This window comes from Gilliamella intestini, from assembly GCF_900094935.1.
GTDB lineage: Bacteria > Pseudomonadota > Gammaproteobacteria > Enterobacterales > Orbaceae > Gilliamella > Gilliamella intestini.
On sequence record NZ_FMBA01000077.1, the window covers coordinates 1 to 5,433 of the forward strand.

7 protein-coding genes and 1 pseudogene are annotated in these 5,433 nt (G+C 35.7%); 1 reads left to right on the forward strand and 7 read right to left on the reverse strand.

Annotated elements, in window-relative coordinates; translation table 11 throughout:
* The 7 genes and pseudogenes from GA0061080_RS11785 to ybgC form a co-directional block, all read right to left on the reverse strand.
* Positions 1 to 335, reverse strand: a pseudogene (locus GA0061080_RS11785) (transposase); the annotation flags it as partial.
* Between the two features lie 41 nt (positions 336 to 376).
* Positions 377 to 1,702, reverse strand: coding sequence for an ATP-dependent protease ATPase subunit HslU (hslU, locus tag GA0061080_RS11790; protein WP_091125977.1), 1,326 nt, complete (start codon positions 1,700 to 1,702; stop codon positions 377 to 379).
* Between the two features lie 25 nt (positions 1,703 to 1,727).
* Positions 1,728 to 2,255 (reverse strand): ATP-dependent protease subunit HslV, encoded by a 528-nt coding sequence (gene hslV, locus GA0061080_RS11795; protein WP_091125980.1) that lies wholly within the window; start codon positions 2,253 to 2,255, stop codon positions 1,728 to 1,730.
* 148 nt (positions 2,256 to 2,403) lie between these two features.
* A complete protein-coding gene (gene tolA, locus GA0061080_RS11800; protein ID WP_091125984.1) occupies positions 2,404 to 3,540 on the reverse strand; it encodes a cell envelope integrity protein TolA in 1,137 nt (378 codons plus the stop codon).
* Positions 3,541 to 3,562: 22 nt separating this feature from the next.
* Positions 3,563 to 3,991, reverse strand: coding sequence for a colicin uptake protein TolR (gene tolR / locus GA0061080_RS11805; protein ID WP_439330228.1), 429 nt, complete (start codon positions 3,989 to 3,991; stop codon positions 3,563 to 3,565).
* Entirely contained in the window at positions 3,988 to 4,659 is a 672-nt protein-coding gene (tolQ, locus tag GA0061080_RS11810; RefSeq protein WP_091125992.1) for a protein TolQ, read from the reverse strand. The genes tolR and tolQ overlap by 4 nt, the downstream gene beginning before the upstream one ends.
* Positions 4,656 to 5,051, reverse strand: a complete 396-nt coding sequence (gene ybgC, locus GA0061080_RS11815) for a tol-pal system-associated acyl-CoA thioesterase (protein ID WP_091125996.1) — start codon at positions 5,049 to 5,051, stop codon at positions 4,656 to 4,658. The genes tolQ and ybgC overlap by 4 nt, the downstream gene beginning before the upstream one ends.
* Positions 5,052 to 5,279: 228 nt before the next feature.
* On the opposite strand from ybgC, the gene GA0061080_RS12485 reads away from it, so the two are divergent.
* Positions 5,280 to 5,433, forward strand: a 154-nt coding sequence (locus GA0061080_RS12485; protein WP_500683398.1) for a transposase, incomplete at its 3' end; no start/stop codon positions are given.

Consider the following 5,433-nt stretch of genomic DNA (forward strand, 5'->3'; position numbering starts at 1 on the left):
ATAGCCTGCTCAACAATATTATCAAAAATCTGTTGATAGATTTCACTGTCATTAAACCGACGGCGACGATTTTGGCTGAGTGCCTAGGCGTCAATCACTTTTTCGGTGAATCCCATTCCCAGAAACCAGCGGTAAGCTAAATTGACCTGAATTTCCTGAACCAGACGACGTTCACTGGGAATACCGAAAAGATACCCCAATAGCATGATTTTAAACAGCCTGACCGGATCTTCTGCCGGACGACCGTTATTAGGGCAATAAAGTGGTGCTACCGCTTCTCGAATAAATTCAAAATCAATGACTTTAGCTATTTTACGAACAAGATGATTTTGAGGTGAGTCTGACTCACCTTTTTATATCAAAAATCTAAACTAAATTATAGAATAAACTTGCTTAGATCTTCATCAGCAACAAGTTTATCTAAATGATCACTTACATATTGAGCATCAATTGTAACGGTTTGGCCATTAAGTTCACTGGCTTCAAATGAAATCTCTTCCATCAAACGTTCCAATACAGTATGCAACCGGCGAGCACCAATATTTTCATTTTGCTCATTGACTTGCCACGCTGATTCCGCTATTTTTCGAATACCACTAGAAGTAAAATCAATATTTACACCTTCTGTTGCCATTAGTGCTTTATATTGAACAGTAAGTGAAGCATTTGGTTCAGTTAAAATGCGTTCAAAATCTTCACTGGTTAGTGCTTGCAATTCAACTCGAATCGGTAATCTACCTTGCAATTCAGGAATCAAATCAGATGGATTCGCTGTTTGGAAAGCTCCTGATGCAATAAATAAGATATGATCCGTTTTGACTGATCCATGTTTAGTTGATACTGTGCATCCTTCCACCAATGGTAAAAGATCTCTCTGCACTCCTTCACGAGAAACATCTGGACCAGATGAATTACCCCTTTTACAAACTTTATCGATCTCATCAATAAAAACAATGCCATTTTGCTCAACCGCTTCAATCGCTTCATGTTTAAGATCATCTGGATTAACCAATTTAGCGGCTTCTTCTTCGATAAGTTGTTTAAAAGCATCTTTGATCTTCATTTTACGTGGTTTAGTTTTTTGTCCACCTAAATTTTGAAGCATAGATTGTAATTGGTTTGTCATATCCTCCATACCAGGAGGTGCCATAATTTCTACACCAATATTGACACTTGCTACTTCAATCTCAATTTCTTTATCATCAAGTAAACCCTCACGTAATTTTTTACGAAAAGCTTGCCTTGCTGTTGAATTATTATCTTCAACTTGTCCCCACCCATCTTTAGCAGGAGGCACAAGCACATCTAAAATACGATCTTCAGCTAATTCTTCCGCTCGATTACGATTACGTTCAATCGCTTGTTGACGGATCATTTTTACTGCTGAATCTGTTAAATCACGAATGATTGAATCAACTTCTTTACCTACATAACCAACTTCTGTAAATTTAGTCGCTTCTACTTTAATAAATGGTGCGTTAGCTAATTTTGCAAGACGTCTTGCAATTTCTGTTTTACCTACACCTGTAGGGCCAATCATAAGTATATTTTTGGGTGTAACTTCATGACGCAATGTTTCATTTAGTTGCATACGACGCCAACGGTTACGTAGTGCAATTGCTACAGAACGTTTTGCTTTATCTTGTCCAATGATATGTTTGTTTAATTCGCTTACAATTTCGCGAGGAGTCATTTCAGACATAATGATATTCTCTTTATTCAATTAATTAATAGTTGAGCTCTTCAATAGTTTGGAAATTATTGGTATACACACAAATATCACCAGCAATCGATAACGATTTTTGTACAATATCGTGAGCAGAAAGTGAAGTGTTATCTAGTAACGCACGAGCTGCAGCTTGAGCATAAGGACCGCCAGAACCAATAGCAATTAAATCATCTTCTGGTTGGATAACATCACCAGTACCTGTAATAATCAGTGATGCAGTTTCATCAGCAACAGCAAGTAATGCTTCTAATTTACGTAACATTCTATCTGTTCGCCAATCTTTAGCTAACTCAACAGCAGCTTTGGTTAAATGCCCTTGGTGCATCTCTAATTTTCGCTCAAATAGCTCAAAGAGTGTAAAAGCATCAGCAGTACCACCAGCAAACCCTGCAATCACTTTGTTATTATATAAACGACGAACTTTGCGAGCATTACCTTTCATAATAATACGTTCGCCTAACGTGACTTGACCATCACCTCCAATAACCACTTGCCCTTTACGACGGACACTGACAATTGTTGTCATGTTCTGCTCCTTCTTTTACTTAAAAACTTGATTCGAAATGAATAGATGATATATTGGGATAATTAATGTAATTTCAATGTTTTTATTTGAAAATATTGATAATTTTTTGTAAATAAGTTTCAGAAAACCCAGGTATTTGCGTATAACGTTATTTAGGCTGAAAATCAATTTCCATCGTTTTCACTTGATTATAAAATGTACTTGAAGGTTTTGGAATTATAGCTCGTTTAGTTGCTGAAAGCGCCTCTCGACATAAAGCTTCATCACCGGCTTTCGCTGTAACATCAAGTAATAGACCATCAGGTGCTATCTGAATTTCTAATACACAATTACGACCACTATATAATTTGTTGGGATTAATAAATTTATTACTGATAGCATTTTCGACTAAAGACTTATATTTATTAAGTTCTCCATTCGAAACCCCTTTACGGCTAGCCGATCCACCAGATGGATTTTGTGTACCAGATGTCAATCCACCTAACAAGTCATCAAGTTCTTTGTCTTTTTTAGCTTGTGCGGCTTTTCTTGCTTTCTCGGCAGCAGCCTTTTCTGCTGCAGCTTTTTCAGCGGCTTGCTTTTTTGTTCGCTCTTGCTCTTCCTTTTGTTTGTTTAACTCTTCTTGTTTGCGTTCATTCTCAATCCTTTGTTTTTCAATAATTTCTTTTTCGGCCTTCACTTTAGCCTCTTGTTCAGCTTTTTGTTTCACTAGTTCTTCTTGCTTACGTAAAGTTTCTTCACGTTGTTTATCTAACAACTCTCTCTCTGCTTTTAATTTAGCTTCTTGTTCAGCCTTTTGTTTTGCCAACTCAGCTTGCTGTTGCTCTAGACGCTGTTTTTCTGCTTCTCTTTTTTGCTGTTCTAACTGTTCTTTAGCTTTGCGAGCAGCTTCTTCTTTTTGTCTTGCTAGCTGTGCAGCTTGTGCGGCCTCCTCTTCCTTCTTTTGTTGTTGTTCAACTTTTAAACGCTGCTTTTCTAACTCTTTAAGTCGCTGTTGTTGGGTAAGCTGTTGCTCTTGTAACTTTCGAGCCTGCTCATCTAATTGTTGCTGCCTTTGTTGTTCAGCTTGTTTTTGGCTAAGTTGTGTTTTTAATTGCCTTTGATATTGTTCGGTCATGATTGAGGGGTCAACCATAATAGCATCAATAGAATTTCCATTAATGCTACCATAGTTAGTATTATCATCATGAATAGCATGGTAACCCAAAATGACAATTAAAATCACATGTAATATAATTGATACTATAATAGCTATACTTAATTTTGAATTTGGCTTATAAGACATTGCTGATTTCTTGCTATATTGTTTAAATTGGTTGAGTCATTAACCCTACAGACTTAACACCTGCTGATTGTAGTAAATTCAATGCTTTTATAATTTCTTCATATGGAACATCCTTAGCACCACCGACTAAAAAAACAGCCTTTTCATTGAGCGATATTTGTTGCTTAACTTCTGCAATAATTTTTTCTTGTGGTAAATTAGCTTGGCGTTCCTGATCAATGATCAGTGCATAAACCCCAACACCAGACACTTCAATAATGATTGGTTTAGTTTCTGAAGGTGAAACTGTTTTAGACTCTGAAGCTTGTGGCAGATCAACTTCAACACTTTGACTAATAATTGGGGCTGTTGCCATAAAAATAAGTACTAATACTAATAACACATCAAGTAAAGGTACTATATTAATTTCAGATTTAATTGAAAAACGTGATGAACGTCTGCCCATAATTATTTCCTAATAGCAACGGCTTGACGCTGTAAAATTGCCGAAAATTCATCAATAAAGTTAAGGTAGCTTTGTTCAATTCGGCTTACACTTAATGATAAACGATTGTAAGCAAGTATCGCAGGAATAGCAGCAAATAAGCCAATAGCTGTTGCAATCAATGCCTCAGCAATACCTGGGGCAACTAATTTTAATGTAGCTTGTTTAGCTTCACCTAAAGAAATAAATGCATTCATAATCCCCCATACAGTGCCAAACAAGCCTATATATGGGCTAATAGAGCCTACGGTACCTAAAAAAGGGATATGCAATTCCAAGTTATCAAGCTCACGATTCATTGATAAACGCATAGAACGTGATGCTCCATCTAAGGCTGCTTCTGCCATATTTGGGTTAATTTGATACAGCCTTGAAAATTCTTTAAAGCCTGAATAGAAAATATGTTCAGTTCCTCTAATTTCTTCTTTATTAAATTTTGCTTTATCAAATAAAACATTTAAATCATCAGCAACCCAAAAACTATTATCAAATTGTTCAATTTGTTTTTTAGCTTTACCTAAAATTTTAGTTCGTTGAAAAATAATAGCCCATGATATAATCGAAAAAATAAGCAGTAAAAGCATAACACATTTTACTAAAAAACCTGCTTGCAAAAACAGATCAATAATATTCATATAAACTCCAAAACTAATAACTTAGGAAGCCCACATGGCTTCATTTTAGTAATATTTACACAAGCTATAAGAACATCTGCTGTACTAATAACTTGGTTATTTTGATTTAAAATAGTCTGCTTAAAAATGATAGACGCCTTACGAACTTGCTCAATGCTAGTTGTGATTGCTAGCATATCATCTAAACGAGCTGGAAAATGGTAGTTAATATCCATCTTTTTTACCACAAAAGCAACACCTTCCTGCAATAGCATTTGTTGGTTTATGCCAACCTTCCTAAGTATTTCGGTTCTAGCTCGTTCAAAAAAAGCAAGATAACGTGCATGATAAACTACACCACCGGCATCTGTGTCTTCATAATAAACTCTTGCATTCCATTTATATTGTTTCATATCAAAATCGCACCAATTAAATTTGGTGCTATTATATCTGAATATAAAATTCCCTGCACTATGATATAAAAAAGCTCAAACCAAAACAATTATCATTTACTATTAAAAACTATATCTGAAAAATAAAGAGGTAGCAAATAGCCATCCCTAGATTGATGACAAAGAACTCGCTTTTTGGCGAGTTCTTTGATCTAATAGAGAGGAGTCCATTATAAGAGGAATTCTTCTATGCTAAAAAAACCAACTCCAGCGACACCAGAAAAAATAGAGCAAATCTCACTAGATGCGCTTGTCCCTCAAAATCATCTTGTTCGTAAAATAGCTAAAGTCATTGATTTTGAATTTATTCGAGAAGCGGTAGCACCACTTTATTGCCCTAATA

Coding starts and splice junctions, on each gene's coding strand:
- hslU (WP_091125977.1), bottom strand. CDS start 1,702: ATGTCTGAAATGACTCCTCGCGAAATTGTAAGCGAATTAAACAAACAT.
- hslV (WP_091125980.1), bottom strand. CDS start 2,255: ATGACAACAATTGTCAGTGTCCGTCGTAAAGGGCAAGTGGTTATTGGA.
- tolA (WP_091125984.1), bottom strand. CDS start 3,540: ATGTCTTATAAGCCAAATTCAAAATTAAGTATAGCTATTATAGTATCA.
- tolQ (WP_091125992.1), bottom strand. CDS start 4,659: ATGAATATTATTGATCTGTTTTTGCAAGCAGGTTTTTTAGTAAAATGT.
- ybgC (WP_091125996.1), bottom strand. CDS start 5,051: ATGAAACAATATAAATGGAATGCAAGAGTTTATTATGAAGACACAGAT.